We start from the raw sequence: 1,646 nt of genomic DNA on the forward strand, positions 1-1,646 counted from the left end.
TGGCACCTCGATGTCGGCTCATCGCATCCTGGGGCTGGAGAAGGTCCCAAGGGTCCGGCTGTTCGCCGGTTAAAGCGGTACGCGAGCTGGGTTCAGAACGTCGTGAGACAGTTCGGTCTGTATCCGTCGTGGGCGTTGGAAGACTGATGGAAGCCGTCCTTAGTACGAGAGGACCGGGACGGACCGACCTCTGGTGTACCGGTTGTCGCGCCAGCGGCAGTGCCGGGTAGCTACGTCGGGAAGGGATAACCGCTGAATGCATCTAAGTGGGAAGCCCCTCCAGAGATGAGTCTTCCCGGGGACTAGATCCCCCTGAAGGGCCGTGGGAGACCACCACGTCGATAGGCGGCAGGTGCAGGGCGCGTGAGCGCTACAGCCGAGCCGTACTAAGGGCCCGTGCGGCTTGACCGGTCCATTGGCCGGTCCACCGCGCTGCTCCTTCGAGAGCAGCACAAAGCCTGCAGCACATGCAGGTGCGAATCTGGAGTCAACACGCACTCCCGGCTTCTTCTACATACCCGACCCACACCCGGTCCTTTTATGGCCGGTGGCTATGGCGCGGGGGATCCACCCGATCCCATCCCGAACTCGGAAGTGAAAACCCGCTGCGCGGATGGTACTGCCGGGGCCACCCGGTGGGAGAGTACGGCGCCGCCGGCCTTTATTCGACATCGCCCCCTGATCCCTCGTGGTCAGGGGGCTTTGTCGTTTACGCCACAATCGCATCACGCAGAGCCGCGGAGACGCGGAGAGAAAAGCAGCATCAAGAACAGGAATGAAGTCCGTCCCATTTCTGTTTCTCCTCTCTGCGTCTCCGCGCCTCTGCGTGAGGGCTGTTGTTGTAGGGAATTGCCCTACGGCGGATGCACCCGCCATCAGTGCTTTTCCGACCGGATGACGCGCGAAATATGTATTGTGGCAGGGGTTACGCGGCGGTAGATTCTCCGCGTGCCTGAACCCGGCGGGAGCGGGCACCGTCGATCATCAAAACCTCAGGGAGACGGATTGAAGATGTCCATTCGCAAGCTGCCCATCCTGGGCCTTATGGTGCTCGCGGCCGCCTGCGGCGGCGGGGGCGAAGCCGAGCAGGTTGCCACCACCACGGACACCTCCGTGCAGTCGGGGATGCCGACCGTGACCACCACCCCGTCGGCCACGCCGGCCGCCCCCACCGCGGGCGCCCCGGTTACGCCCGACGCGGGCGGCCAGGTGCATGAGGTGCGCATGGTCACCACGCAGAACGGCGCGTCCGGCCAGTTTGAGCCCGCGCAGCTGACCGTGAAGAAGGGCGACGTGATCCGCTGGGTGATGGCCGACGCGCAGGCCGTGCACAACGTCTCGTTCTCGCAGGGGCAGGGCAACCCGGCGGGCTTTACGCCCCCGGCCGACAGCCCCATGTACACGCAGCAGGGGCAGAGCTACGAGCTCAAGGTGGACTGGAACACCGGTACCTACCACTACGTGTGCGTCCCGCACGCCATGATGGGGATGACGGGTACGGTCACGGTTCAGTAAGCCGTCCTCGAGCGCACGAGAAAGGGGAGCCGTCCCGGCCGGGGCGGCTCCCCATTCTTGTGCCTATTGCTCTCAGATCCCCAGCGCGGCGCGGATGGTGGGGTTGATGCGCTCGGCCGTCCAGGGTGGGG

The 1,646-nt window shown here is 64.9% G+C and carries 1 protein-coding gene and 2 rRNA genes; all 3 read left to right on the forward strand.

The window, feature by feature from the left end; all coding sequences use genetic code 11:
- A 23S ribosomal RNA gene (locus tag ACOJUJ_RS15490) occupies positions 1 to 411 on the forward strand; the annotation flags it as partial.
- 132 nt (positions 412 to 543) lie between these two features.
- Positions 544 to 660, forward strand: a 5S ribosomal RNA gene (gene rrf / locus ACOJUJ_RS15495).
- A gap of 351 nt (positions 661 to 1,011) precedes the next feature.
- Positions 1,012 to 1,515, forward strand: a complete 504-nt coding sequence (locus tag ACOJUJ_RS15500) for a plastocyanin/azurin family copper-binding protein (protein WP_420127799.1) — start codon at positions 1,012 to 1,014, stop codon at positions 1,513 to 1,515.
- The last annotated feature ends 131 nt before the right edge of the window (positions 1,516 to 1,646 follow it).

The sequence above is a fragment of the Longimicrobium sp. genome, from assembly GCF_048594345.1.
In the GTDB taxonomy this organism is placed as follows: domain Bacteria; phylum Gemmatimonadota; class Gemmatimonadetes; order Longimicrobiales; family Longimicrobiaceae; genus Longimicrobium.

Excerpts from the sequence above, each read along its gene's own strand:
- ACOJUJ_RS15500 (WP_420127799.1), top strand. The coding sequence starts at position 1,012 with ATGTCCATTCGCAAGCTGCCCATCCTGGGCCTTATGGTGCTCGCGGCC.